Origin of the sequence: Pseudoclavibacter sp. RFBJ3, assembly GCF_002931375.1 — a bacterium.
Classification (GTDB): domain Bacteria; phylum Actinomycetota; class Actinomycetes; order Actinomycetales; family Microbacteriaceae; genus Pseudoclavibacter.
This window is the reverse complement of the sequence record NZ_PSXZ01000006.1, coordinates 301,133-325,217: the sequence shown is the minus strand read 5'-3', so window position 1 is coordinate 325,217 and position 24,085 is coordinate 301,133. Positions and strand designations below refer to the sequence as shown.

The 24,085-nt window shown below is 70.2% G+C and carries 27 protein-coding genes; 8 read left to right on the top strand and 19 right to left on the bottom strand.

What is annotated here, in order from left to right; translation table 11 throughout:
- The 16 genes from C5E07_RS19180 to C5E07_RS08960 form a co-directional block, all read right to left on the bottom strand.
- Nucleotides 1–210, bottom strand: a 210-nt coding sequence (locus C5E07_RS19180; protein ID WP_146080560.1) for a hypothetical protein, incomplete at its 3' end; no start/stop codon positions are given.
- Nucleotides 211–404: 194 nt separating this feature from the next.
- Nucleotides 405–1,736: a Y-family DNA polymerase gene (locus C5E07_RS09035; RefSeq protein ID WP_104299176.1), complete on the bottom strand. Its 1,332-nt coding sequence runs from the start codon at nucleotides 1,734–1,736 to the stop codon at nucleotides 405–407.
- Nucleotides 1,729–2,190, bottom strand: a complete 462-nt coding sequence (locus C5E07_RS09030) for a LexA family transcriptional regulator (RefSeq protein WP_258063831.1) — start codon at nucleotides 2,188–2,190, stop codon at nucleotides 1,729–1,731. Before C5E07_RS09030 ends, C5E07_RS09035 begins: the two co-directional genes overlap by 8 nt.
- A 55-nt stretch (nucleotides 2,191–2,245) precedes the next feature.
- A complete protein-coding gene (locus C5E07_RS09025; RefSeq protein WP_104299174.1) occupies nucleotides 2,246–3,106 on the bottom strand; it encodes an ABC transporter ATP-binding protein in 861 nt (286 codons plus the stop codon).
- A complete protein-coding gene (locus C5E07_RS09020) occupies nucleotides 3,103–4,215 on the bottom strand; it encodes an iron chelate uptake ABC transporter family permease subunit (protein ID WP_104299173.1) in 1,113 nt (370 codons plus the stop codon). The genes C5E07_RS09025 and C5E07_RS09020 overlap by 4 nt, the downstream gene beginning before the upstream one ends.
- Nucleotides 4,212–5,258 (bottom strand): iron ABC transporter permease, encoded by a 1,047-nt coding sequence (locus tag C5E07_RS09015; RefSeq protein WP_219819486.1) that lies wholly within the window; start codon nucleotides 5,256–5,258, stop codon nucleotides 4,212–4,214. The genes C5E07_RS09020 and C5E07_RS09015 overlap by 4 nt, the downstream gene beginning before the upstream one ends.
- Nucleotides 5,255–6,292 (bottom strand): iron-siderophore ABC transporter substrate-binding protein, encoded by a 1,038-nt coding sequence (locus C5E07_RS09010; protein WP_104299172.1) that lies wholly within the window; start codon nucleotides 6,290–6,292, stop codon nucleotides 5,255–5,257. Before C5E07_RS09010 ends, C5E07_RS09015 begins: the two co-directional genes overlap by 4 nt.
- 254 nt (nucleotides 6,293–6,546) lie before the next feature.
- Complete coding sequence (locus C5E07_RS09005) at nucleotides 6,547–7,338, bottom strand: AraC family transcriptional regulator (protein WP_104299171.1); 792 nt, start codon at nucleotides 7,336–7,338, stop codon at nucleotides 6,547–6,549.
- A gap of 50 nt (nucleotides 7,339–7,388) precedes the next feature.
- Nucleotides 7,389–8,216, bottom strand: coding sequence for an NAD-dependent epimerase/dehydratase family protein (locus tag C5E07_RS09000; protein WP_104299170.1), 828 nt, complete (start codon nucleotides 8,214–8,216; stop codon nucleotides 7,389–7,391).
- A gap of 93 nt (nucleotides 8,217–8,309) precedes the next feature.
- The gene (locus tag C5E07_RS08995) at nucleotides 8,310–9,839 is read right to left on the bottom strand and encodes a nucleobase:cation symporter-2 family protein (protein ID WP_104299169.1); all 1,530 of its coding nucleotides are present in this window, start codon (nucleotides 9,837–9,839) and stop codon (nucleotides 8,310–8,312) included.
- A 106-nt stretch (nucleotides 9,840–9,945) separates the two neighbouring features.
- On the bottom strand, nucleotides 9,946–10,863 hold the full coding sequence (gene pucL, locus C5E07_RS08990; protein WP_104299168.1) for a factor-independent urate hydroxylase: 918 nt from the start codon (nucleotides 10,861–10,863) through the stop codon (nucleotides 9,946–9,948).
- Nucleotides 10,864–10,865: 2 nt separating this feature from the next.
- Complete coding sequence (gene uraH, locus C5E07_RS08985) at nucleotides 10,866–11,219, bottom strand: hydroxyisourate hydrolase (RefSeq protein WP_104299167.1); 354 nt, start codon at nucleotides 11,217–11,219, stop codon at nucleotides 10,866–10,868.
- On the bottom strand, nucleotides 11,216–11,713 hold the full coding sequence (gene uraD, locus C5E07_RS08980; RefSeq protein WP_181057892.1) for a 2-oxo-4-hydroxy-4-carboxy-5-ureidoimidazoline decarboxylase: 498 nt from the start codon (nucleotides 11,711–11,713) through the stop codon (nucleotides 11,216–11,218). The genes uraH and uraD overlap by 4 nt, the downstream gene beginning before the upstream one ends.
- Before the next feature lie 160 nt (nucleotides 11,714–11,873).
- Nucleotides 11,874–12,581 carry a helix-turn-helix domain-containing protein gene (locus C5E07_RS08975; protein ID WP_258063828.1) on the bottom strand — a complete coding sequence of 236 codons (708 nt, stop codon included), beginning with the start codon at nucleotides 12,579–12,581 and terminating at the stop codon, nucleotides 11,874–11,876.
- Nucleotides 12,582–12,675: 94 nt separating this feature from the next.
- The gene (locus C5E07_RS08970) at nucleotides 12,676–13,059 is read right to left on the bottom strand and encodes a DUF4342 domain-containing protein (RefSeq protein WP_104241981.1); all 384 of its coding nucleotides are present in this window, start codon (nucleotides 13,057–13,059) and stop codon (nucleotides 12,676–12,678) included.
- A 234-nt stretch (nucleotides 13,060–13,293) separates the two neighbouring features.
- Nucleotides 13,294–14,655 carry a deoxyribodipyrimidine photo-lyase gene (locus C5E07_RS08960; RefSeq protein ID WP_104299165.1) on the bottom strand — a complete coding sequence of 454 codons (1,362 nt, stop codon included), beginning with the start codon at nucleotides 14,653–14,655 and terminating at the stop codon, nucleotides 13,294–13,296.
- Nucleotides 14,656–14,785: 130 nt separating this feature from the next.
- Here C5E07_RS08960 and C5E07_RS08955 point away from each other — a divergent pair, with 130 nt between their 5' ends.
- Nucleotides 14,786–15,535: an ABC transporter ATP-binding protein gene (locus C5E07_RS08955; RefSeq protein ID WP_104241985.1), complete on the top strand. Its 750-nt coding sequence runs from the start codon at nucleotides 14,786–14,788 to the stop codon at nucleotides 15,533–15,535.
- Entirely contained in the window at nucleotides 15,532–16,986 is a 1,455-nt protein-coding gene (locus C5E07_RS08950; RefSeq protein ID WP_258063826.1) for an ABC transporter permease, read from the top strand. The genes C5E07_RS08955 and C5E07_RS08950 overlap by 4 nt, the downstream gene beginning before the upstream one ends.
- A gap of 196 nt (nucleotides 16,987–17,182) precedes the next feature.
- Here C5E07_RS08950 and C5E07_RS08945 read toward each other — a convergent pair whose 3' ends face one another.
- Nucleotides 17,183–18,112: an aldo/keto reductase family oxidoreductase gene (locus C5E07_RS08945; protein ID WP_104241021.1), complete on the bottom strand. Its 930-nt coding sequence runs from the start codon at nucleotides 18,110–18,112 to the stop codon at nucleotides 17,183–17,185.
- 169 nt (nucleotides 18,113–18,281) lie between these two features.
- On the opposite strand from C5E07_RS08945, the gene C5E07_RS08940 reads away from it, so the two are divergent.
- From C5E07_RS08940 to C5E07_RS08930, 3 genes are read left to right on the top strand one after another with little or no spacing between them, the layout of a single operon-like run.
- Nucleotides 18,282–18,773 carry a DUF4395 domain-containing protein gene (locus C5E07_RS08940; RefSeq protein ID WP_104299201.1) on the top strand — a complete coding sequence of 164 codons (492 nt, stop codon included), beginning with the start codon at nucleotides 18,282–18,284 and terminating at the stop codon, nucleotides 18,771–18,773.
- A gap of 11 nt (nucleotides 18,774–18,784) precedes the next feature.
- Entirely contained in the window at nucleotides 18,785–19,225 is a 441-nt protein-coding gene (locus C5E07_RS08935; protein ID WP_104299164.1) for a thioredoxin family protein, read from the top strand.
- Nucleotides 19,226–19,279: 54 nt separating this feature from the next.
- Nucleotides 19,280–19,720 (top strand): thioredoxin family protein, encoded by a 441-nt coding sequence (locus C5E07_RS08930; protein ID WP_146080186.1) that lies wholly within the window; start codon nucleotides 19,280–19,282, stop codon nucleotides 19,718–19,720.
- A 33-nt stretch (nucleotides 19,721–19,753) separates the two neighbouring features.
- Here C5E07_RS08930 and C5E07_RS08925 read toward each other — a convergent pair whose 3' ends face one another.
- Nucleotides 19,754–20,539 (bottom strand): GAP family protein, encoded by a 786-nt coding sequence (locus C5E07_RS08925; protein WP_104299162.1) that lies wholly within the window; start codon nucleotides 20,537–20,539, stop codon nucleotides 19,754–19,756.
- Nucleotides 20,540–20,656: 117 nt separating this feature from the next.
- On the opposite strand from C5E07_RS08925, the gene C5E07_RS08920 reads away from it, so the two are divergent.
- From C5E07_RS08920 to C5E07_RS08910, 3 genes are all read left to right on the top strand, one after another.
- Nucleotides 20,657–21,868, top strand: a complete 1,212-nt coding sequence (locus tag C5E07_RS08920) for a sensor histidine kinase (protein WP_104299161.1) — start codon at nucleotides 20,657–20,659, stop codon at nucleotides 21,866–21,868.
- Nucleotides 21,865–22,536, top strand: a complete 672-nt coding sequence (locus tag C5E07_RS08915) for a response regulator transcription factor (protein ID WP_258063825.1) — start codon at nucleotides 21,865–21,867, stop codon at nucleotides 22,534–22,536. The genes C5E07_RS08920 and C5E07_RS08915 overlap by 4 nt, the downstream gene beginning before the upstream one ends.
- A 133-nt stretch (nucleotides 22,537–22,669) precedes the next feature.
- The gene (locus C5E07_RS08910) at nucleotides 22,670–23,674 is read left to right on the top strand and encodes a Gfo/Idh/MocA family protein (RefSeq protein WP_104299160.1); all 1,005 of its coding nucleotides are present in this window, start codon (nucleotides 22,670–22,672) and stop codon (nucleotides 23,672–23,674) included.
- On the opposite strand, the gene C5E07_RS08905 is transcribed toward C5E07_RS08910, so the two are convergent.
- Nucleotides 23,671–24,051, bottom strand: coding sequence for a VOC family protein (locus tag C5E07_RS08905; protein ID WP_104241028.1), 381 nt, complete (start codon nucleotides 24,049–24,051; stop codon nucleotides 23,671–23,673). The genes C5E07_RS08910 and C5E07_RS08905 overlap by 4 nt on opposite strands.
- Between the last annotated feature and the right edge of the window lie 34 nt (nucleotides 24,052–24,085).

The following is a 24,085-nucleotide window of genomic DNA, read 5'->3' as shown; positions in this document are numbered from 1 at the left end:
ATCGAGGGCGTGCCCGAAGTCGTACGCGGCCGCGTGGGCTCGCAGCTGCAGGGCGGCGCCGGCCGCGAGCATCGCCGCGGCTGCTTCCTCCATCGCGAGGATCTCCGAGCGACGAGCCGCGACAGAAGCCGGGTCTGAAGGGTCGAACCCCGGATCCGGAACCGGGCTCGGCCCTGTGCCCAACCCCTCGTGTCTGTCGCGCTGCTGCATGCCCAAAGCCTACGAACGACCACCGACATTCGAGAGGGTGGTGGATAACTTTCTCGGAGCACTTGAGGTGCGGCTTGCGGTTCAGTGAGTCTGTCCACAGACATGAAGTGCACTTCATTCGGCAGCTATTGGTACGTGTGTTCTATCCGATGCGGATGAAAACCAGAATTCACGTTAACCGAGAACTGCGCCCCTCACTCCGCCTTGACGACCGCCAGCTCGTCCCAGTGGGTGGTTGCGCGGGGTGAGACCATGTCGCGGCGCATTGTCCAGCTCCGCCCGTTGCGGAGGCCGGCGATGCCGAGCCCAAGCGATTCCTGGCCGAACTTCGCGGCGACGGCGTCGAGGGCCTCGCCCACGCGCCGGTCTTCGCCGCGCTCGTCGAAGATGTCGAGCGCCGCGTACGAGTCTCGAGCGACGAACTCGAAGAGCGAGACGCCGACGCGCACGTACTTCAGCTCGGCTCGCAGCTGCGGGCCGAGGGCGGTGGCGGCTGCGCGGAAGAGCACGACCGGGTCGTCGGTGGGTTCCGGGAAGGCGACGGACACGGCGTGCGACTCGTGCCCTTCGCGGAAGGGGGAGGTCGCCGCGTAGCAGCTCATGGCCCGCGTGAGCGAGCCTTGCGCGCGGAGCCGGGCGGAGGCGCGCTGCGTGTACACGGAGAGCACCTCCTCGAGCTCCTGCACCGTCGAGATGGGCACTGCGAAGGAGCGGGAGAACTGGATCTGCTCGCGCTCCGACGGGACCTCGTCGATGGGGAGGCAGTCGATGCCGCGCAGCTCCTGGACGACGCGCTCCTGGACGACGCCGTAGCGGCGGCGGATGGCGGTGGGCGAGGACTCGCGGAGGTCGAGGGCGGTGCGGATGCCGAGGCCCACGTATTTCGCGGCCATCTTGCGCCCGACGCCCCAGACGTCGCCGATGTCGATGGTGCTGAGGATCCCGCTGAGCTGCTCGCGCCCGTAGGCGCCGAGATGGCAGACGCCGCCGAGCGATGGTTCGGATTTGGAGCCGCGGTTGGCGAGCTTGGCGAGCGTCTTGCTCGGGGCGATCCCGATGCTGACGGGGATGCCGATGAGCTTCCGCATCGCCACCCGGATCTCCCGGGCGACGGCGAGGGCCTCCCGGCGGTCGCCTGGCAGCCGGATGAAGCTCTCGTCGATCGAGTACACCTCCTGCGAGGGCGTGTAGCGGCCGAGGAGCTCGATGGTGCGGGCGTTGATGTCGCCGTAGAGCTCGTAGTTGCTGGAGCGGGCGACGACGCCCTTTATCGCGGCTTCCGGGGCGATGGCCTGCCAGGGGGCGCCCATCGGGATGCCGACGGCTTTCGCTTCCTCGGAGCGCGCGATGACGCATCCGTCGTTGTTGGAGAGCACGACGATGGGCTTGCCTTCGAGGCTGGGGTCGAAGATGCGCTCGCAGGATGCGTAGAAGTTGTTGGCGTCGACGATGGCGATCGTGGGCTGCCGGAGCGGCAGCGGCGAGGCCTGCGTCGAGTCGCGCGTCGTGTCCGTTATCTCAGACACGGTGGAGGCATCTCGTGACGACGCCCCACACGGTGAGCTCGCTGAGCTCTTCGAGCACGATGTCGGCGTACGCGGGGTTCTCGGGCGCGAGGCGCACGCGGCCGTGCTCGAAGCGCAGGCGCTTGACGGTGAGCTCGCCGTCGACGACGGCGATGACGACGTTGCCGTCGTGCGGGTCGAGGGAGCGGTCGACGATGATCTCGTCGCCGTCGAAGATGCCGGCTCCGATCATGCTGTCGCCGCTGACGCGGACGATGAAGGTCGCGGCGGGGTCGTTGATGAGGTGCCGGTTGAGGTCGACGGGGCCGGAGTAGTAGCCCTGGGCGGGTGAGGGGAAGCCGGCTGGGACTGCTTCGTCTGCGCGTTCCGGGAGCTGCGCATTGGGCGTGCTGCCGGATTCGACCTCTTCCGGGTGCCCGAGGGGAGCGAGGATCTCGACGCCTGCATCGCTCACGGTCGGCACCCTGTCCTTCGTCTCGGCGGAGGGAGCGGGGTGTGGTCCCGCTCGCTCACGCGTGTGTTCGAGCCCCAATTGTCGCGGATGAACCTTCGGGATGCGTGACGGGTGCATCCGCCGAGTGGTGGCGACCGATGGGCACCATGAGCGGCCGGCCGGAGACGGGGTCCTGCACCACAAGGCTCTCGAGTCCGAAGACGGCGCGCACGGTGTCGACCGTGAGGACGTCGCCGGGTTCGCCCGCTGCGTGCAGTCCGCCGTCGGCGAGCGCGATGAGGTGGTCGGCGTAGCGCGCTGCCAGGTTGAGGTCGTGGAGCACCATGACGATGGTCGTGCCGCGGGACTGGTTGAGGTCGGTGAGGAGGTCGAGCACCTCGATCTGGTGGCTGACGTCGAGGAAGGTCGTCGGCTCGTCGAGCAGCAGGAGGTCGGTCTGCTGGGCGAGGGCCATCGCGATCCACACTCGCTGCCGCTGGCCGCCGGAGAGCTCGTCGACGTGGCGGTCGGCGAGGGCGGTCGTCTCTGTCGCTTCGAGGGCAGCGGCGACGGCGAGGTCGTCGTCGTGGCTCCACCTGGAGAGGATGCTCTGGTGCGGGTGGCGACCGCGGCCGACGAGGTCGGCGACCGTGATGCCCTCAGGGGCGATGGGGGATTGGGGGAGGAGCCCGAGGATGCGCGCGAGCTGCTTCGCGGGTGTCCTGTGCACCTCCTTGCCGTCGAGGAGGACGTGCCCACTGCGAGGCGTCAGGAGCCGCGACATGGAGCGCAGCAGCGTCGACTTGCCGCAGGCGTTCGCGCCGACGATCGCGGTGACCTTGCCTGGCGGCACGAGGAGGTCGAGCTCGTCGATGACGACTCGGTCGCCGTAGCCGAGGCTGAGCTGCTCGACGATGAGGGTGTGGTCTGCGGTCATAGCGAGCCTCCCGCGCGGTTCGTGCGGATGATCAGGTAGATGAGGAACGGCGCACCGAGCACGCCGGTCACGACGCCGACGGGGTAGCGGGTGCCGAGGAGGAACTGGCCGACGAGGTCGGCGACGAGCACGAGGAGGGCTCCGACGAGGCCGGCGGGGATGAGGAGTGATCCGCCGCCGCCGAAGAGCCGGGCGGCGATGGGTCCGGCGAGGAACGCGACGAAGGCGATGGGGCCTGCGGCGGCTGTCGCGAAGGAGAGCACGCCGACGGCGGTGACGATGACGATGAGCCTCGTGCGGTTGACGCGCACCCCGAGGGCCGCTGCGGTGTCGTCGCCGAGCTGCGTTGCCGAGAGGCTGCGGCTCTGGGCGAGGAGGATCGGGACGAGCGCGACGATCGAGATCGCGACCGGGAGGATGGCGTTCCAGGATGCGCCGTTGAGGCTGCCGTTGAGCCAGCGCAGCGCTTCCTGGAGGTCCCACTGGGCGGCCTGCGAGAGCACGTAGTTGGTGATGCTGTCGAGCATGGCGGCGATGCCGATGCCGATCAGGATGAGGCGCGTTCCCGTGACGCCGCCCTTGAACGACAGGACGTAGATGAGGATGGCGACGCCGAGGCCGACGAAGATCGCGAAGAAGGACACCTCGCTCGCGCCCAGCGAGAGCGTGACGATGCCGAAGGCCGCGGCCGCGCTGGCGCCGGAGGAGATGCCGATGATGTCGGGGCTCGCGAGCGGGTTGCGCAGCATCGTCTGGAAGGTGACGCCGGCGAGGCCGAACGCGAGGCCGGCGAGGATCGCGAGTACGGCACGCGGGAGTCGGAGCCGCCCGACCGTGAAGGTCGCGCCCTGCACGTCCTGGCCGAGGACGACGGCGATGACCTGGTCGAGGCCGTAGAAGGTCTGTCCGACCATGAGCGAGACGACGAAGACGACGAGGATGAGAGCGACGAGCACCAGCATCAGCAGTCGGCGTCGCGCGTTGCGTCGGCCGCGGCTGCGCGCGACGGCGCGGGCTGTCGCCTCGATGACGGAGTTCGGGGAGGCCGGGGCGAGCGAGGTCGGCGAGGAGGCTGGCGCGGCAGAGCCCGTAGGGCGGGTCGCGGTCATAGGGCGCGCACTTTCGAGCGGCGGACGATCCAGATGAAGATGGGGGCTCCGATGATGGCCGTGATGATGCCCACGTCGATCTCGGACGGGCGGGTGAGGATGCGGCCGAGCACATCCGCCCCCGTCAGCAGGGAGGCGCCGACGACGGCGGAGAAGGGCAGCACCCAGCGGTGGTCGACGCCGAACATGAGGCGGCAGGCGTGCGGCACGACGAGGCCGACGAACGCGATGGGGCCCGTGACGGCGGTGGCGGCGCCGCAGAGCACGACGGCGCCGAGGGCCGCCGCGCCGCGCGTCAGCGCGACGCGTTCGCCGAGCCCAGCGGCGAGATCGTCGCCGAGGGCAAGCGAGTTGAGGCCCTTCGCGGAGGCGAGGCTGACGAGGAAGCCGACGATGAGGAACGGCAGTACCTGCGAGATGCTGTCCCAGGTGCCTCCGCCGACGCCGCCGATCTGCCACGACCTGGCGCTCTGGCTGATGTCGCCCCGGGGCAGGATGATGGCGGTCACGAACGATGCGAGCGCGGCCGACGTCGCCGCACCGGCGAGGGCGAGCTTGAGGGGCGTCGCGCCGCCCCGCCCGAGCGAGCCGACGACGTACACGAAGACGGCCGCGAGGGCCGCGCCGGAGATGGCGACCCAGATGAAGCTCGACGCGGAGGCCAGGCCGAAGTAGGCGATTCCCGTCACGACGGCGAGGGATGCGCCCATGTTGACGCCGAGGATGCCCGGGTCTGCGAGCGGGTTCCTGGTGACGCCCTGCATGACGGCGCCCGAGACGCCGAGGGCGGCCCCGACGGCGACGGCGAGGAAGGTGCGGGGGATGCGCTTCGCGACGGCCGCCTCGTCGAAGCCGTTCGTCGATCCGCCGAGGGCTGCCACCGCATCCGCCCAGCTCACGTCGCGCGATCCGATCATGACGGACACCACGATGAGCGCGCCGAGCGAGGAGATCGCGAGGAGGAACCACAACGCCCGCAGCCGCCGGGGGCGTCGCACGATGGCGACACCCCCGGCGGCTACGGGAGGAGCGGTCTGGGTCACTTGACCTGTTCTGCTGCCTGCGAGAGGAGCGCGACGTAGTCGTCGAGGATCCACGAGATGGACAGCGGCGTGGGGTTCGCGGCCGTGCCGAGCGGCTCCGTGCCCGGCAGATTGACGATCGAGCCGTTGGCGACGGCGGGGATCTGCGAGAGCACGGGGTCGCCCTGGAGGGTCTGGACGAGCTCCTCGCCACCGTAGGTGACGATGATCTCGACGTCGGCGAGCGTGTCGCTCTGCTCGGCGCTGATGGTCTGCGAGAACTGGTCGGTCGATGCCGACGCGTCGACGAGGCTCTGCGGGAACGTCATGCCGAGGTCCTCGAAGAAGGCGCTGCGGGTGTCGTGCGTCGTGTAGAAGCTGACCTGGCTGAGGTCGGTCTCGTCGACGTGGGTGAGGAACATGGTCTTCTTGCCCTGGATGGCCGGGTACTTGGCCGCCGTCGCCTCGATCTCGCCCTCGAGCTCGGTGATGAGCGCGTCGCCTTCTGCCTCGAGGCCCATGCCCTGGCTGTTGAGGCGGATCATGTCGCGCCACGAGGTCGCCCAGGCCGTCTCAGGGTAGGCGACGACCGGTGCGATCTCGGAGAGGGTGTCGTAGTCCTCCTGCGTCAGGCCCGAGTAGGCGGCGAGGATGACGTCGGGGTTCGTGTCCGCGACGGCCTCGAAGTCGACGCCGTCGGTCTCGTCGAAGAGCACCGGGGTCTCGCCGCCGAGCTCTTCGAGCTTCTCGCTCACCCAGGGGAGGATGCCGTCGCCGTTGTCGTCGCCGAAGTCGGCCCTGGCCATGCCGACGGGTACGACGCCGAGGGCGAGGGGCACTTCCTGGTTGGCCCAGTTGACCGTGGCGATGCGCTCGGGCTTCTCGGTGATCTCCGTCGTGCCGAGGGCGTGCTCGATGGTGATCGGCGTGAAGTCGCCGTTCGCTGCGCCCGGCTCCGCGTTCGTGTCGGCGGAGGGGGTGGTCGAGCAGGCAGCGAGGCCTGCCGTGAGCAGCGCTGTCGCGGCGAGGGTGACGAGCTTGGAAGCGCGGGGCATGGTGTCCTTTCGAGGGGGGAGCTGAGCCTTTTGCGCACGCCGATGAACGCCGTCTGGCGGCGGAGAGGCGGGGTGCGGTGTCGAAGTCAGCGGCAGCCGTGCAGGGCCGAGAGCTTGCCCTGTTAGGAGTGCCTTACCAAAGCTAAGCGACGCGCGTCGCGTTTGCAATCGAGGCGAACCGACACATTTCTTTGCGAAACGGACACCGTGTGGTGCGTGTGGTCGCGATCGGCGGCTGCTTCAGCCCGCCAGGGCTACTGAGCCCGGAACCGCCCCGGACTCATCCCCGTGACCCGCCGGAACGCGGTGCCGAAGGCGCTCGCCGACCGGAACCCCGTGGCGACCGCAACGTCGTCGATGCTCTCTCCGTCAGTCAGGAGCACGATGGCGCGCTGGATGCGAGCCGTGGCGACCCAGCGGCTGAAGCCCAGGCCGGTCTCCGACTGGAACTGCCGTGTGATCGTGCGGGCGCTCACACCCAGCTCGACCGACCACTCCTCGAGTGTGCCAGCGTCGCGGACATCCGCCCTGACCGCGTCGACGATGGGAGCGAGCAGGGGCGAGTCGGGGATGCGCAGCAGCAGTTCATGCGGGGAGGGTGTGAGCACGTCGAGCACCATCGCCTCGGTCGTCGCCCGGGACGCGTCGTCGAGTCCGGGCTCCGCGAGACGGTCGAGCAGCAGGCGCAGCAGGTCGGTGACGTCGACCGCGACGGGTTCGTCGGCGATGGGGGCCGTCGTCTGCACGCTGAACATCGCCGTCCGGTACCAGGTGCCGGCCGGCGTCCACGCCGTGTGCCTGACCCCGGCGGGGATCCAGAGGCCGACGGCCGGCGTGATCGTCCACGTGCGTGGGCCGACGGTCAGCGAGGACGCGCCGCGCGTGTTCCAGATGAGCTCGTGCGTGGGGTGGGAGTGCTCCTCCCAGAACGTGTTCCGCTCGATCGCCTCGTTCATGCCGTCGATGACATACGGCACGTCGATGGAGCCTGCCTCGTAGAGGGGCAGGCTCCTCCGGTCGACCTCCGGAGCGCCGAACGTGCTCATGGCACAAGCCTACGGAGCCGAGCGGATGCCGCCCGCACGGCGGTCGTCGTTCAGCTGTGCTCGGCCTTCAGCCAGTCACCGGACGTCGGCGTCCACCCGTAGGCGTCCCGCGCGTACTGCCCGGTCGCGGCCTGGTCCTGCAGGAGCGCGTCGGCGAAGGGGGCGCCGAGCCGCTCGCGGCTCGCATCCGGTGTCTCCTCGACGAGCTCGACCGTGCCGTGCCCCGACGAGGCGATCTCGCGAACCGTGGGGTTCTCTCCGCTGGCCGCGATCACGTAGCCGACGGCGGCACCCTTCTCGAGGACCCGGACGTACAGCTCGGCGAGGTCGTCGACGTGGACGAGTGTCCACCGCTGCCTGCCGTCGCCGACGAGGGACACGGGGCCGGACCCGTCACCAGCGAGGAGCTGGGTGACGCCACCCTGCCCGCCGTAGACCACCGCGGGTGCGATGATCGCGGTGTTGACGTTGCTGTTGATGACCTGGCGGTCGATGGGGACGCGCCACGACACGATCTCGGGTGCGTCGGCTTCGGACTCCTCCGTGATGGACGAGTTGTCGCCGAACAGCCAGATGCCGCTCGTGTGCACGAACTGCGTCGGGGAGTGCACCAGCTCGTTGAGCACGTTGGGCACGAAGCTGGGGTCGACGTCTTGCGCCGATGCGGTGTGGATGACGCCCTCCGCCTGGCGGAGCAGCGGGGCGAGCGCCGCCCGGTCGGTGAGGTCGACGACAACCGCCTTCGCGCCGGTCTCTCGAACGCGCGCCGCCTTCTCCTCGCTGCGCACCGCGGCGGTCACGGCGTGGCCGTTCGCGAGGAGCGCGCGCAGGACTGCCGAGCCGATGTAGCCGGTCGCTCCGGTCAGGAACACCTTCATGTTGTCGCCTTCCGCTGTGTCGAACTGGACTCTGGGGTGCAACCGAGGCGGGGTCGGAGTCATTCCGGGCCGTCGCACCCGCCGACCGGATCCTCAGCTTTCGTCCGGCCCCGACGGACGGGCGCGGGTGCCCTGCTCGACGGGCGTCGGGTTGTGCTCGTAGGAGTGCTCGTCGAGTGAGCCACCGGACTTCAGCACCCGCAGCTCCTCGGTCTGCACTCGGAGTGCGGGCGCGGCCGCCAGGTTCGACGGCTGCTCCGGGGTGCCGGGGAGCCACACGTTGAAGAAGAGGTTCAGGACCACCGAGACGATCGCCGCCGCGCTGATGCCCGAGTCGAAGATCGTCACGAACCAGTCGGGGAACGCGTGCCAGAACTGCGTCGAGACGACCGGGATGAGCCCGAAGGCCAGCGACGAGGCAACGATGATCATGTTGTTGTTGCCGGTGTAGTCGACCTTCGAGAGGGTGCGCACGCCGCTGGCCGCGACGCTGCCGAAGAGCACGATGCCCGCGCCGCCCAGCACGGGGCTCGGGATGACGCTGAAGACGGCGGCGGCCATGGGGGAGAGGCCGAGGAGGACCAACAGCCCGCCTCCGGCCGCGACGGCGAAGCGGCTCTTGATGCCGGTCAGGGCGACGAGCCCGACGTTCTGCGCGAAGGCGGTCGCGGGGAACGAGTTGAAGACGGGGGCGATGAGCGAGGACAGCATGTCGGCGCGCAGCCCGTCGCCGACGCGGCGCGAGTCGACCTTCGTTCCGACGACCTCCCCGACGGCCAGCACGTCTGCCGTCGTCTCGACCATGATGACGAGGATCACGATCGTCATGGAGACGATGGCGCCGATCTCGAAGATCGGCATGCCGAAGGCGAAGGGCTGCGGCAACGCGAAGATCGACGCGGACCCGACGGCGTCGAAGTCGGCCTGGCCGAGGATGAGCGCGAAGACCGTGCCGATCGCGAGGCCCAGCAGCACGGCGAGCCGGGAGAGGGCGCGGATCTTGCTCAGGATGAGCACCACCGCGAAGGTGAGCAGGGCGAGGCCGATCTTGTCGGCGGATGCGAATCCCTCGGCGGTCGGGTCGGAGCCCGTCACCCAGCGTCCCGCGACCGGCATCAGGGAGAGGCCGATGACGGTGATGATCGATCCGGTCACGACGGGAGGGAAGAACCGCACGATCCTGGCGAAGAACGGGGCGACGATGAGGCCGATGGCGCTCGCGACGATGACGGCGCCGAACACGGTCTGGAGTCCGGTCTCCCCGTTGCTGCCGATGATGGCGAGCATGGTCGAGACGGCCGCGAACGAGATCCCCTGCACGAGGGGGAGCCTCGAGCCGAAGTACGGCACCCCGATGGTCTGCAGCACGGTCGCCGCGCCGCTGACGAAGAGCGCGCAGGCGACGAGCAGCGCCTTCTGGCCGACGTCGAGGCCGGCGGCGCCACCCACGATGAGGGGAACGGCGATGACGCCGCCGAACATCGCGAGGATGTGCTGGACGCCGTAGCCGACGGTCTTGCCCGGGCTGAGCCGTTCGTCTTCCGGGCTAGCATCCGGTGACGGTGCTGCGGATGCTGACGGAGGAGTCGAGTGCGCTTGGCTTCTGCGGGAATCGGGAGACATGAGCTGACCTCTCTTGGGGTCGTCAAGCAGCGCTGCCACGCGGGAGCTGGGCGGAGCGCTGAGCTGAGGGTGTGCGGAGAACGCCGGCTCGCTGGCCGGCAGGACCCTAGATGAACCCGGGCGTGTCTGCCCAGGCCTCGGGCGCCGGTGCGACGCCGTCTCGGATGACGGTTCCCTCGATGAGGCCGTAGGGGCGGTCGGCGGCGAAGAACACCTCGCCGGGGTTGTCGAGGTCGAAGGGGGAGAGGTCGACGAGGAAATGGTGCTTGTTCGGCATCGCGAAGCGGACCTCCGCGATCTCGGGGAACTGCTCGATCGCGGCCTTGCCCATCTGCCACAGGGTCTGCTGCAGGGCGAGGGAGTGGACGGTCGCGAAGGTCGAGATCAGGACCGCGGAGATCGCCTCGTAGAGGGCGTTGTAGTCGGGCTCCGCATCCACGGCCTCTGGCGTGTAGCGCCAGCGCGCCGTGACGGAGGTCGCGAGGATGCGGTCGGTCGCCTCCGCGAGGGTCGTGTACTTGTCTCGCGGGAAGCCGTGGAACTCGCTGCCCGTCGATTTGAGCACCGTCAGGTCCTTGAGCCCGGCCGTGACGTGGGTCGCGCCGTCGATCTTCTGCACGGTCGCGAGCCGGGTCGCCTGGCCTTTGCGCACGAAGGCATGGTCGTGCTCGGCGCCGTCCGCGCGGATGCGCTCCCACTCGAACTGCTCGGCCTGCCACAGGCCGCCCTCGATCCACTCGAACGCCTCGACGAAGTGCGAGCCGAGCTTGAGGAGGAAGCTCTCGGGGGAGCCGACGCCGTGTTCGCGGGCGAACGCGAAGATGGTGTTCTTCTGCGTGTCGGTGGCGACGACGAGCGAGTTGTCGCCGTCCAGGTAGGACCCGGCGAGGGCCGCTCCGCGCAGCTGGCTGGTGATGTTGAGGTCTTCGATCTCGTGGCGATCGGTGTCGCGGGTGATCCTGACGAGGCGGTTCTCCGCCTTGCCGTACTTGTTCGCGCCGAGACTCACGGTGACGTCGGTCATGGTCAGGTCCCCCTGTAGGTCGAGTAGGCGAATGGGCTCAGCAGCAGTGGCACGTGGCAATGCGGCGGGTCGCCGTCGCCGGCCGTGCCTGGTGCGCTCGCGACGGTGAACGCCACCGTGATGTGCGGGTAGAAGGTCGCGACGCCGCGCTCGGCGAAGTACGCGCCCGTCTCGAAGACGAGCTCGTAGGAGCCGGCGGGGAGGGCCTCCGGGCCGAGGTCGGTGACGCGGCCGTCCGCATCCGTCACCGCCTGCGCCAGCTCCCGGCCGTCGAGTGTCCGGAGGCGGATGCGCACACCCGCGGCGGCCAGTCCGACAGAGCTGTCGAGCACGTGGCTCGTGATGTGGCTGGTCATTCGGTCACCGATTCCTCGAGGCGGAGGAGGGTGATGTCGCGGAGTTCCGAGGCGACGACGGCGAGCTCCGCGTCGTCGTCGTTTTCGAGGCGCGCCTCGAGCTGCTCCAGGATCTCGGCGGGGGAGCGGCCCGCCGCCCTGACGAGGAAGATGCGGTCGAAGCGCGCCTCGTAGCGTCGGTTGCCTTCGGCGATGCGCTCGCGGAGCTCATCGCCCGCGGTGGCGACTGCCCCCTGCTCCCTGGCGGAGTGCCCGGCGCCCGGTTCGGCGGCGCTGGCCCGCTCGCCGATGCGCGGGTGGCCGGACAGCGCGAGCTGCACCTCAGCCTGGCTCCAGGCGAACGCCGCCTCGGCGGCGCGCTCTCGCATGGCGGCCTTCGAGGCGAACGGTCGCGATCGAACCATCGTGGTCGTGAAGGTGGGTATTGCGACGAGCGTCGCGGCGAAGTCGGCTGCATCGGCTTCGCTGAGCCGATTGAAGTCGCTGATGAGCACAGGCAGATCCCTCCGTGGCGGATAACCGTAAAGCTATCCCTTCACGCCCCGTGGGAGATTTCAGCGAGGTAAAAGAGAGGTTTCGATGCGTTTCGAGAACACCGCCGACGAGCTCACCTCAGCGCCGACGAGCCCGCCTCAGCGGAGGGGTGAGCTGCCGTCAGCTGCGCGCGGTGTGCGACTCGGAGAACAGCGGATCGCTCGGGTCGGAGTGCGGGGCCCTTGCGATGACCCAGTTCGCGACGCACGGCTCCGGCGAGCGGTTGCTCACACGGTGCGGTGTCTCCGAGGAGTACGTGATGGAATCGCCGGCACGCAGGGTCACGGTGTCGCCATGCACCTCGACGGTGAGCTCGCCGGAGATGACGACCCCTGACTCGACGCCCGTGTGGGTCGCGAACGAACTCGCGTCGCCCGCAGAGGCTGAGGTCATGGGCGGGAAGGTCGACTCGAAATGGTCGATGCCGGAGGTGCGCGAACCGGAGAGGCGGCGGTAGATCACGCCGTTCTCGAGCACCACGGGAGCGACCTCGCCCTGCCGGAGCAGGCTGTAGCTGCCGAAGCTCGAACGCTCGGCATGCGCGCTAGTGCCGCCCGCGAAGACATCCGTGATGGAGGCACCCAGCTCGCCGACGATCGCGATCAGCCGATTCACGCTCGGCCGCATGACGCCACGCTCGATCTGGGAGACGGCGCTGGCGGAGATGTCGAGGCGCCTCGCCAGCTCTCTGAGGGAGAGGCCGGCCTCCTCACGGAGCACCCGGAGTCGGGCACCCAGCTCGGCGGCGTCGCCCGCCTGATCGGCGAGCGTCGAAGCAACGGCGATCTCCGCGTCGGACCTGGGGGTGACGGTCTCTGGTTCTGGCACTGGTCACGCGCCTCTCGGCTCTGGGAACCCACAGAGTAGCAAGCGCGAGCTTCACACCGCCGGTAGCCGAAGCTCCGGCGGTGTGAAGGACAAGCTACGCCGTCGTCGGTCCCAGGTCCGGGTCGGTGGCCTCCGCGGCGGGCGCAGGCGCGACGACGTCGCTCTTCGGCACGCCGTCGGTGTCAGCCGAGCTGCCCGCACGGTCGGTGGAGTCCGGGCCGCGGCGCTCGACGCCGACCGTCACCTGCGTCACGAGCGCTGCGATCGCACCCACCGCGACGAGCACCGGGGCGAGTGCCGCGGCGACGACGGTGACGGCGAGGCCAGCGGTCAGGGGGATCTCGAGGAGTGTCGTGCCGTCGTCGTTCTTGATGAACACGCGACGCACGTTGCCCTCGTGGATGAGCTCCTTGACCTTGCCGAGGAGGTTCTCCCCGGAGACCTTGAACTCTTCGTATCCGCTCTTCTTTTCCGTCATGTGGTGCATCCCTTTCGTCGGTGATCTTGCGTTCGGTGGAACTGGGTCAGGCCATCTTGGAGGAGTCGGGCAGCTCCTGGATGGACCAGGAATTGCCGTCAGGGTCGGCGAAGGAGACGAAGCGCCCCCACGCCTGCTCGTGGATGCCGGTCCGTCGACGGCGCAACGTGCGGGCAATCTAGCACCGGCCCCCGACAGTTCCCGGAGGTGCTTTGGACGGGTCGCCCTCGGGCGTCAGCGAACCTCGCGCCAGGCCGCGAGTGCGGCTTCCCGCCCCTCCTTCAACCCCACGATGGGTTCCGGGTACTCGTCGCTGTCGGCCTCGGGGACCCACCGCTGCACGTACGCCCCGTGCGGGTCGAAGCGCTCGGCCTGGCGCTCCGGGTTGAAGACCCGGAAGTAGGGCGCGGCATCCACACCGGAGCCTGCGACCCACTGCCAGTTGAAGGGGTTGGAAGCCTGATCGGCGTCGACGAGCGTGTCCCAGAACCACTCCTCGCCACGACGCCAGTCGGTGAGCAGGTGCTTGGTGAGGAAGGAGGCGGTGACCATGCGGATGCGGTTGTGCATGCTGCCCGTGCGCCAGAGCTCGCGCATGCCGGCATCCACGATGGGGACCCCGGTGCTGCCGCGCTGCCACGCGTCGAGCGCATCGCGGTCGAGCTCGGGCCACGGGAAGTCCTCGTAGGCGGCTCGCCAGGGCCGCGTGTGCAGCTCAGGGAAGCTGTAGAGCGTGTGCCAGGCGAACTCCCGCCAGAGCAGCTCGCGACGGAAGGTCGCCGCCCCCTCGCCCGTGCGGCCCTCGAGGGCGTGCCAGGCCTGGGCGGAGGAGATCTCGCCCCAGCGCAGGTGCGGGCTGAGCCGGCTCGTGCCCTCGAGGTCTGGCCGGTCGCGATCGGCCTTGTAGTCGCCGACGACCCCGTCGAGGAACGCCTCGAGACGCTCGTGGGCGCCGTGCTCACCGGGGGTCCACTCCTCGCGGAGGCCCTCGGCCCAGTCAGGGCGTGTGGGGAGCAGCTCCCAGGAGTCGAGGGGGTCGGAGTCGAGCGAGCTCGCCTTCGAGCCGTGGGGCAGGGCGTCTGGGGCCTCGAGCGGCACGCGGGGCGGCTCGTGCTGGAAGCGGCTCTGGCAGGCGTTGGCGAAGGGCGTGTACACGCGATAGGCCTCGCCCTGGCCGGTCTGGATCTGCCAGGGCTCCGTGAGGAGCGACCCGGGAAGGCTGTGCGCCTCGATCCCATCGTCGACGAGGCCCTGCTTGATGCGAGCGTCGATCTCGCGCTCCGCCCCGCCGTAGCGCCGGTTCCAGACGACGAGCTCGGCGCCGGCGTTCTCCGCGACCGCTGGCACGATCTCCTCGGCCTTGCCGCGGCGCAGCACGAGCGCCCCGCCGATCTCCTCGAGGCGCTCGCGCAGGGCGAGCAGGCTGTGGTGCAGCCACCACTTCGCGGCGCCCCCGAGTGCGCGCACGCCGGGGGACTCCTCGTCGAGCACGAACAGGGCGATGACGGGCCCACCGCGCTCGAGCGCGACGTGGAGGGCCGGGTGATCGTGGATGCGCAGGTCGTCACGGAACCAGACGAGCGTTGGGGAGGCCATGCGGCAAGGCTATTGGGCGAACCTCGTTCGCTGGCTGGACGTGAGGCTCGCCCGTGTCATCCCAGAGGAGCATGCGGCCGCGACCTGGGGTGGACGCGACCCAGCGGGGCGCGTCCGTAGCGTCGATGACATGAACACCACACCCCCACTTGTCGCTAGCGTCGTCGACGTTCGGAAGATCTACGGCACCCACGGCAGCGTCGCCGCCCTCGACGGCGTGAGCCTCGGCATCAGAAGCGGTGAGTTCACGGCCATCATGGGCCCGAGCGGCTCTGGCAAGTCGACGCTCATGCACGTCATGGCCGGCCTCGACGGTGCCTCGTCCGGGCGCGTGTTCCTCGGCGACACTGAGATCACGGGCATGAACGACGGCGAGCTGACGGTGCTGCGGCGCCGAGCGGTCGGCTTCATCTTCCAGGCCTTCAACCTCGTGCCCACACTGGATGTGCGCGGCAACATCATGCTGCCGTTCGACCTCGATGGCCGGACCGTCTCGCGCGACGAGGAAGCCTGGATCTCGCACCTCATCCAGACGCTCGGGCTCTCGCAGCGTCTCGCCCACCGCCCGTACGAGCTGTCCGGCGGGCAGCAGCAGCGGGTCGCCATCGCCCGGGCCCTCGCGACCCGGCCGAAGCTCATCTTCGCCGACGAGCCCACGGGAAACCTCGACTCCAAGACCGGCCGCGAGGTCCTCTCGCTGCTCTCGACGGCGAGCAGCCAGTACGGGCAGTCGATCGCCATGGTGACGCACGACCCGATCGCCGCGAGCCACGCCGACCGCGTCGTGTTCCTCGCCGACGGCAAGGTCGTCGCCGATCGTCCGCGCACGAGCGCCGCCGAGATCGCGAACCTCATGCTCTCCATGGAGACGGCAGCATGAGTGCCACGAGCACCGCACCTGCGGCGCAGGCCAGCAGCGCCGCCAAGGCGCAGCGCGCCCCTGAGTCCCAGCAGAGCAGCGGAGGCGCTGCCGTCGTGCTCGTCTCCGCCCTCTCGGCGGCCTTCGGCACGGTGCTGATCATGATCGTCGCCGACCTGGCCGCGTACTTCGACGCGATGGGCCTCAGCGAGATCGGCGCCCTCGCCAGCGTGCTCGGCACGGTCGCCGCGCTGTTCTTCGCGATCGCGCTCTTCGTGGGCGCCGTCGTCACGTCGAACTCGGTCGCCACCGTGATCGCCGGACGCACCAAGGAGATCGCGCTGCTGCGCCTGATCGGCGCGTCTGGTCGGTCGCTGCGCCGGCGCACGGTCCGCGAAGGGCTCGTCCAGGGCGCCTCGGGTGCCGTTGCGGGGGCCTCCCTCGGTGTCGGGCTGACGGCCCTCGGCGCGCAGCTCGCCATCACGAACGGTGCGCTCGACCCGTTCCCGTTCCCGATCGTGCACCCCGCGATCCTGGCGCCCGTCATCGCCGTCACGGCGGCGACCATCATCGCGTCCTGGGTCGGCTCGCGACGGGTGCTCACGGTCTCGCCGATCGCGGCGACCTCGTCCAGCGCAGAGCCCACCATGCAGGAGCTCCGCGCCGGTCGCGGGCGCAGCGTGACGGCCACGATCCTCATCGCCCTCGGCATCGCCATGCTCATCGGCGGCGTGTTCTTCGGCCTGCAGAGCCCGAGCGGCGTGCTCGTGAGCCTCGGCGGCGGCATGCTCTCGTTCGTCGGCGTCATCATCGGCGCTCCCGTCATCCTCCCGCCCCTCATGAGCCTCGTGGGCAGCGCCCTCGGTCGCGGCCCGGTGCCGCGCCTCGCCGCCGCCAACGCCGTGCGCAACCCCGCGCGAAGCAGCCGTGCCGTCATCGGCCTCGTGATCGGCATCACGCTCGTCACGATGTTCGCGGTCGCCAGCGAGACCTTCCGCGCCATCACCCTCCAGTTCGGGCAGATGGAGCCCGAGATGTACGCCGCCTTCGAGCAGGTCATCGACGTCACGACCGCCATCATGAGCGTGCTCCTCGGCTTCTCCGTGCTGCTCGCCGCCGTCGGCATGGTCAACACGCTCTCCCTGAGCGTCATGCAGCGCCGGCGGGAGCTCGGGCTGCTGCGAGCGCTCGGCTTCACCGTCGGCCAGGTGCGGCGGATGATCGTGACCGAGGCGGTCGCCATGATCGCCTCATCCGCGCTCTTCGGTCTGCTCCTCGGGGTGTTCTACGGGTGGGTCGGCGCCCAGGCCACCTTCGGGTCGCTCGTCGGTCAGCTCGTCCCGCCCAGCATCCCGTGGGTGACCGTCGCCGCCGTGCTCCTCGTGACGCTGCTCATCACCGTCGCCTCGTCGCTGCTGCCGGCTCGTCGAGCCACCCGAGTCTCGCCCGTCGCGGCGCTCGCCGTCGACTGAGGCCGGCGCCGGTTGCGAGTCGCCGGCGCCGGCGGTCTCCGCTGGTGCCCGGCCCCGTGCTCACGGCCGCAGGCCCCGCGTGCATGGCCGCCCGACCGCAGAGTTGTGGCCCGGTGCTGCTCCCGAGATCGGGAGCAGCACCGGGCCACAACTCTGCACTCAGGCAGGCTCGGGCAGGCTCGGGAGCGTGCCGAAGCTACGGCAGCGTGTGGCCGGCCGCCGTGAAGATGCGGTAGTACTCCTCGCGCGTCAGGTGCACGTCCGAGCCCGCGGCCGACTCGGCGACGCGCGACGGGGTCGTCGTGCCGAGCACCACCTGGATGTTCGCGGGGTGACGCGTGATCCAGGCCGTCGCGATCCCCATGGGCGTGACGCCGTACTTGTCGGCAAGCGCCTCCAGCACGTCGTTGAGCTCGGCGAAGTGCTCGCGGTCGCCGAGGAAGACGCCATCGAAGAACCCCTTCTGGAACGGTGACCACGCCTGCAGGGTGATGCCGTTGAGGCGCGCGTAGTCCAGCATGCCGTTGTCGCGGTCGATGGACTGGTCGAGGCCGACCATGTTGGCCGCGATCCCCGACGCGATGATCGGAGCGTGGGTGATGCTGAGCTGCACCTGGTTGATGATGAGGGGCTGCGCGACCACCGACTTCAGCAGCTCGACCTGACCGGGCGTGTGGTTGGAGACGCCGAAGTGGCGGACCTTGCCGCGGCTGTGGAGCTCGTTGAACGCCGTCGCCACCTCCTCCGGCTCGACGAGGGTGTCGGGACGGTGCAGCAGGAGCACGTCGAGGTACTCGGTGCCGAGGGCCTCGAGTGACTCGTCGACCGTGCGAAGGATGTGCTCGGCCGAGAAGTCGAAGTAGCCCTCGCGGATGCCCACCTTCGACTGGATGAGCACCTGCTCGCGCTCGGCAGGGGACAGGCGGATGGCCTCGCCGAAGCGACGCTCGCAGGCGTGGCGCTCGCCGCCGTAGATGTCGGCGTGGTCGAGGACGTTGACGCCAGCGTCGAGGGCCGTGCCCACGAGGGTGCGCAGTTGCTCGTCGTCGAGGTCCATGATGCGCATGAGACCGAGGACGATGCTCGAGGCACGCACGTCGGTCTGGGGGAGAGTGAAGGTCTTCATGCTGGCATCATCTCAAGCCACCTCCCGCCGAACCTGGTCGTCGCGGAGCGTCACAGTCGTTCCCCTCTGGGCCGAGCGCGCCTACCCTTTCGGCACAGCATCCGCTGCCGCCCCGGGTCTGGCTTCGCTCGAAGCCGTCGCCGAGGTCACCCCTGAAAGACGGAGCATCATGTCGGCACAGACTCGCATCGACCCACGCGGGCCGCGGTTCGGGGCAGCGATCACGGCTGTCCTGCTCCTCGTCACCGTCTTCCTCGGCCTCGTCACCCCGGCGGCGGAGACGCTTGCAGGCAGGCTCCTGCAGCCCGGCTTCCTCCTGCTTGCCGCCCTGACGGCGCTCTTCGCGTGGGGCGCGTTCGCGGGCATCCAGCGGCACCCCTACGGGCGTTTCTTCGCCGCGGTGATCCGACCGCGGCTCGCGCCACCCGCCGAGACGGAGGAGGCGGCGCCGCCGACGTTCGCGCAGGGAGTCGGGTTCGCGGTGACCCTCGTCGGCGTCGTGCTGCACGTGCTCGGTGTACCGCTCGCCGTGCCGGTGTCCGCCGGTGCGGCATTCATCGCGGCCTTCCTGAACGCCGCCTTCGGCTACTGCCTCGGCTGCCAGCTGTATGTCCTGCTCCTCCGGGTCGGCGTCATCCGGCCGCGCGGCGTGCAGGCCTGAAGGAGGCGCCCGTGGATGCCTCGCTTGCCGTCATGGTGCTCGTCGGACTCGTCGTCGTCGCCAGCGTCATCGGCGTCGTCCTGCAGCGGACGAACGGTCGCCTGAAGACCTCGCGTGCCCCAGGCGGTGCATCCGCGGGGGCCGCGGACCTGCACCTCCTCGGGGCCGGCGTCGAGCCGGGGGACAGCGCCACGATCATCCTCTTCTCCACAGAATTCTGCGCGAGGTGCCCCGCCACGAAGCGGATGCTCGACCAGCTCGCCTCGACGGCCCCCGGCGTCGTCGTGGCCGAGGTCGACCTCACCGACCGTCAGGACCTGGCCAGGAGCTACGACGTGCGGCAGACGCCGACCGTGCTGGTGCTCGACGCCGACGGCAAGCGGGTCGCGCGCATCGGCGGCCCTCCGAGACGAGCTGAGCTCGAGGCGCAGCTCCTGCAGCTCAGCTCGTGACGCGAACGCCCGCGGACCTGACCTCCGAACCCCCGAGTATGGGAGGCTGAGCGCGTGGACGGATCAGTGGTGTTGCTCGTGATCATGGCGCTTGTGCTCATCGTCGCCGTCGTCGGGTGGGTCGCGCGACGAGGGGTGAGCCGCTTCGACGGCGAAGGCGAGCCCGAGCCCGAGCAGTCCGAGATCGACCTCGAGCTCCTGCCCGAGGACGTGCTGCCCGGCCGCCGCGCGACGATCGTGCTCTTCACCGCCCCCGACAGCGCGGAGTGCGCCGCCACGAGGTGGATGCTGCAGGACGTCGCGGCGACCTCGGCGGGGGTTGTGCTCGCGGAAGTCGACACGAGCATCCGGCCCGAACTCGTGCTGCCCTACGACATCGTGGTGACCCCCACGGTGCTGCTCCTCGACGCCGACGGGAACCGCGCCGGTCGCTTCGACGGGTCCCCGCTGCGTGAGTCCGTCGAGGCGCAGCTCATCGAGCTCAGCGTGCGCTGACGGCGGTCCTGGGGGCGATGCGCGCCGGCGCCGTCAGGTGTTGAACGGCCAGAAGTCGAAGCTCGCCGAATGCGCGAGCGCGTCTCTGAGCAGGAAGAAGCCGACGATGGCGATGATCCAGGCCGTGTTCTCCGCAGCGTTGCGGCTCAGCCAGTCGGCGAGCCGACGCAGGCGCGGCTCGACCGCGCGTCGAGCGGCGACGCGGCCGAGGAGCAGCAGCAGCGCCGGCGCGACCATGACCACGCAGTAGGCGGCGAGGAGCGGAGCCGAACCGGCGATGCCGAGCCCCGAGCCGGTGAGGAGGCCGACCGCCGCCAGGTACGGGATCATCGTCGCGAGCTCGATGAGCCCCGCCGCCAGCGCGAGCGCGATGACGGTCACGGGTGGGCCGTCTCCGAGGGCGCGGTCGCGCCAGCGGGAGAGCCTGCCCTTGGCGGGCTTCGCCGGCTCCCCGGGGCGTGCCGGCAGCGCTCTCCCGTCCTGGGCGGCCCCGGCCCCGGCCGCGACCCGGTCCCGCTTCTTGGTCGGCATGCAGATGCCCACAACAAGCAGTCCGCCGCCGACCACCAGCTGAACGGCGTAGGCCGCAGGGGTCTCGAGCACGGCAGCCGCGTTCTCCAGGAAGGCGGATGCGCCGGCCGTGAGGGCGAGCCCGACGAGGAAGTAGAAGCCGGCGATCGTCCCCAGGTAGGTGAGGACGCGTCCGAAGCGGACGCGGCCGGTCGTGAGCAGGAAGAAGATCGGGATGAGGAGCGTGCCCGCGCTCAGGCTGTCGACGAGCGCGAGACCGAGGAGCGAGAGCAGGAGTTCAGTGGACATGCCGCAACCCTCCTGCGCGCCGGCTCCCGGCCGCATCCGCTGAAGGATGCCAGCCGCGGTGCTCGCGTACATCGTTCGGGTGACCGCGCGTTGGCGTCCGTGTGCTGGGATGGTGCCATGACCGAACCGCAGAGCGCCGTCGCGCCGGGAACCCGGCACCTCCGCGCCGGTTGGCGGCCCGACGAGGACGCGACGACCACGCTCTTCGCGATCGCGGCTGCCGTCCTGCTGGCGCTCTTCGACTCGCCCCAGCACATCGCGCTGAGCCTCGGTGCGGTTGCGCTCGGCGGGCTGGCGCTCACCCAGAAGCGGCGCTTCCCCGTGCTGGTGCTGCTCATCTGCGTGACCATTTCGGTGTCCGCCTTCGTGCTCGTCGGCGTCATCGGCGGGGCCGTTCTGGTGCTGGATGCCCTCTATATCGTCGGCCGGTACAGCCCGCCGGCGGCGCTGCGAGCGGTGCAGGTGCTCGTCGCGGTGGCCGTGGTGGCGGCTTTCGCCGTGCCCGTGCTGCTCGGCGAGGCGCTGCGGCAGGGCGTGTTCTTCGGACTGCAGGCCCTCGCGATCTTCGGCACGCCGCTCTGGTGGGCGAGTTCCGTGCGTCAGAGCGCGGAACTCGCGCGAGTGCAGGAAGCGCGCGCGGACGACGCCGAGCGTCTGCTCGTGCTGGAGCGGGAGGAGGCGGTGCGCGACGAGCGGGAGCGCATGGCCCGCGACCTCCATGACGTTGTAGCGGCCAACCTCTCGGCGATCGCCATCACCTCGGAGGCGGCCCTCGCGGGGTCCGGGGTTCGAGGCCGGGAGGCGGGGGCGCTGCAGGCGATCCGCGACTCGGCCCTCGACGGGCTCGACGAGATGCGGTCGATGATCCTCATCCTCCGAAGCGGTGCCGGCGACGGGGAGGTCGCGGCGCCGCCGAGGCTGGCTCAGGTCGCGGAGCTCGTGGCCTCGGCGGAGTCGGTCGAGGCGAGGATCGTCGGGGAGGTGCCGAGTGCATCTGCCGCCACCGAGCAGGCCCTCGCCCGTGTGGTGGCCGAGGCCGTCTCGAACGCCGGGCGGCACTCGCCGGGTGCGGTCGTCGAGGTGCGCTTCGAGGAGCGGGCGGACTGGCTCTCCGTCGTCGTGACCTCGACGGGCGGCACCCGGATGGAGGCAGCGCCGGGAACCGGCAACGGGCTCGGTCTCATCCGCGAGCGGGCGGAGCGCCTCGGCGGACGCCTCGAAGCTGGGCCGACGGCAGAGGGTGCTGGGTGGCGAGTCGCAGCGACGGTGCCGCGCACCGCGGGCTCGAGGGCGCAGACCACTGAACGACCCGAGGGGAGCGCATCGTGACCGAGGAGATCGACGGCCCCATCCGTGTGCTCGTCGCCGACGACCACGCCGCGATCCGGGCCGGGCTGCGGCTGCTGCTCGAGGCCCACGGCGTCGAGGTCGTGGGCGAGGCCGGCGACGGCGCCGCGGCGATCAGGAACGCGCGCGCCCTGCGACCCGACGTCGTGCTCATTGACGTCCGCATGCCGGGGACCGACGGCATCGAGGCCACGCGAGCCATCGTCGCCGACTCGCTCGCGCAGGTGCTGGTGCTCACCACCTTCGACCTCGACGAGTACGTGTTCGGCGCCGTGCGGGCAGGGGCCGCCGGGTTCCTGCTGAAGACGACGTCGGGGCCGGCCCTCCAGGCCGCAGTCGAGGCGGTGGCTCGGGGCGAGGGAGCCCTGTCGCCGGAGGTGACACGGCGTCTCCTCGATCGCTTCGCGCAGACGGGTGACGGCGCTCCGACGCCGACTCCGGAGGTGCCCGGACTCGCCGAGCTCACGGCGCGAGAGCGGGAGGTGCTCTCCGCACTGGGCGAGGGGCTGTCCAACTCCGGCATCGGCCAGCGGATGCACATCAGCGCCTCCACGGCGAAGACCCACGTCTCGCGGGTGCTCGCGAAGCTCGGCGTCGTGTCCAGGATGGAGGCCGCCGTGCTCGCGCGTCGGGCCGGGCTCAGCGACTGACGCGCGCCCGCATCCGCGAGACGCGGCTCACCCGGCGACGTCGAAGGACTGCTCCGTCTTGCCATTCGAGAAGGACTCCTGCTCGACGCGCGGAGCCCTCGCGGTGCGCGCGGCGCCCGGCTAGGGTTTTTCCGTGACGACTGAACGGGTGCGGTGGGGAATTCTCGGGGCTGGCAACATCGCGAGGACCTTCGTGGGCGACCTCGTGGCGCAGGGCCTTGAGGTGGCGGCAGTCGCCTCTCGGGAGGCGACGCGCGCCGCCGAGTTCGCCGCCGAGCTGTCGATTCCGACCTCCTACGGCAGTTATGAGGCCCTGGTCGCCGACCCGGGCGTCGACGTCATCTACATCGCGACGCCGCAGGCGTTCCACGCCGAGCAGGCGCTGCTCGCGATCGACGGCGGGAAGCCGGTGCTCGTGGAGAAGTCGTTCACGAACGACGCCCCCGAAGCCGAGCGGGTTGTCGCGGCGGCCCGCGCCAAGGGGGTGTTCGTGATGGAGGCCATGTGGACGCGCTTCCTGCCGACGGCCGACGCGATCGGCGACGTCCTCGAGCGCGGCTCGATCGGCGAGCTCGTGAGCGTCTCGAGCTCGCACTTCCAGAACCTCGACGTGGCTCCGACGAGTCGCCACGGGAACCCACAGCTCGGGGGCGGCGTCATGGCCGACCTCGGCGTCTACGGCATCTCGTTCGCCTCGAGGTACCTCGGCGAGCCCACCTCGATGCTCGTCGACGGCGAGGCCTCGGAGCTCGGGGTCGACCTCTCGGCCTCCGTGCTCCTGCGTCATGGTGCCGGCCGCACGTCGGCGACCCTCACGCGCATGGATGCGCCCGGCTCGAACCGCGCGGCCATCGTCGGCTCGGACGGCTGGATCGACATCGACTCGGTCTTCTACGCGTCGACCTCGTTCACGGTCTACGACGGCGGCGGAGGGCAGCGGGAGCTCTTGCGCTTCGACAAGCCGCAGCACGTTGGTCGCGGCATGCAGTTCCAGGCGCTCGAGGTCGAACGGTGCCTCAGCGCCGGCGAGCTCGAGAGTCCGCGCATGCCGCTCGACGAGTCGATCGCCATCATGCGAACGCTCGACGAGGTGCGGGCGCGCATCGCGGCCGCTCGTTCCAGCTCGGCCTCGCGCTAGGAGCTCGACCAGACCCCGAGCTCGTTGCCCGCCGGGTCGGTGAAGTGGAAGCGGCGGCCACCGGGGAACTCGTAGGGCCCGCTCACGACCTCGCCGCCGGCCGCGCGCACCTGCGCGACGCTCGCCTCGAGGTCGTCGGAGTAGAGCAGCACGAGCGCCCCGCCTGGCGTGACCTGGGGGTCGAGTCGGAAGCCGCCCACCTCGTCGGTCGCGTCACCGCCGGGTCGCCGGATGCCGACGTAGTTGGGGCCGGGGCCGTAGTCGTTGAAGCTCCACCCGAAGGCATCGCCGTAGAACTGCTTGGCCACGGCGAGGTCGGTGACTCCAAACTCGAGGTAGTCGATGGAATGGTGAGCGCGGGCTGCTGGTTCCGTCATGCCAACCAGTCTGCCCGCAGCCACCGACATTTCA

What these genes read in the sequence shown, in the direction of transcription:
- C5E07_RS08945 (WP_104241021.1), bottom strand. Translation starts at nt 18,112, where the DNA reads ATGAAGACCTTCACTCTCCCCCAGACCGACGTGCGTGCCTCGAGCATC.
- C5E07_RS08905 (WP_104241028.1), bottom strand. Translation starts at nt 24,051, where the DNA reads ATGACGGAACCAGCAGCCCGCGCTCACCATTCCATCGACTACCTCGAG.
- C5E07_RS09000 (WP_104299170.1), bottom strand. Translation starts at nt 8,216, where the DNA reads ATGAAGGTGTTCCTGACCGGAGCGACCGGCTACATCGGCTCGGCAGTC.
- C5E07_RS09025 (WP_104299174.1), bottom strand. Translation starts at nt 3,106, where the DNA reads ATGACCGCAGACCACACCCTCATCGTCGAGCAGCTCAGCCTCGGCTAC.
- C5E07_RS08960 (WP_104299165.1), bottom strand. Translation starts at nt 14,655, where the DNA reads ATGGCCTCCCCAACGCTCGTCTGGTTCCGTGACGACCTGCGCATCCAC.
- C5E07_RS08955 (WP_104241985.1), top strand. Translation starts at nt 14,786, where the DNA reads ATGAACACCACACCCCCACTTGTCGCTAGCGTCGTCGACGTTCGGAAG.
- C5E07_RS08995 (WP_104299169.1), bottom strand. Translation starts at nt 9,839, where the DNA reads ATGTCTCCCGATTCCCGCAGAAGCCAAGCGCACTCGACTCCTCCGTCA.
- C5E07_RS08920 (WP_104299161.1), top strand. Translation starts at nt 20,657, where the DNA reads ATGACCGAACCGCAGAGCGCCGTCGCGCCGGGAACCCGGCACCTCCGC.
- C5E07_RS09010 (WP_104299172.1), bottom strand. Translation starts at nt 6,292, where the DNA reads ATGCCCCGCGCTTCCAAGCTCGTCACCCTCGCCGCGACAGCGCTGCTC.
- C5E07_RS09005 (WP_104299171.1), bottom strand. Translation starts at nt 7,338, where the DNA reads ATGAGCACGTTCGGCGCTCCGGAGGTCGACCGGAGGAGCCTGCCCCTC.
- C5E07_RS08940 (WP_104299201.1), top strand. Translation starts at nt 18,282, where the DNA reads ATGTCGGCACAGACTCGCATCGACCCACGCGGGCCGCGGTTCGGGGCA.
- C5E07_RS09020 (WP_104299173.1), bottom strand. Translation starts at nt 4,215, where the DNA reads ATGACCGCGACCCGCCCTACGGGCTCTGCCGCGCCAGCCTCCTCGCCG.
- pucL (WP_104299168.1), bottom strand. Translation starts at nt 10,863, where the DNA reads ATGACCGACGTCACCGTGAGTCTCGGCGCGAACAAGTACGGCAAGGCG.
- uraH (WP_104299167.1), bottom strand. Translation starts at nt 11,219, where the DNA reads ATGACCAGCCACATCACGAGCCACGTGCTCGACAGCTCTGTCGGACTG.
- C5E07_RS08925 (WP_104299162.1), bottom strand. Translation starts at nt 20,539, where the DNA reads ATGTCCACTGAACTCCTGCTCTCGCTCCTCGGTCTCGCGCTCGTCGAC.
- C5E07_RS08950 (WP_258063826.1), top strand. Translation starts at nt 15,532, where the DNA reads ATGAGTGCCACGAGCACCGCACCTGCGGCGCAGGCCAGCAGCGCCGCC.
- C5E07_RS08970 (WP_104241981.1), bottom strand. Translation starts at nt 13,059, where the DNA reads ATGACGGAAAAGAAGAGCGGATACGAAGAGTTCAAGGTCTCCGGGGAG.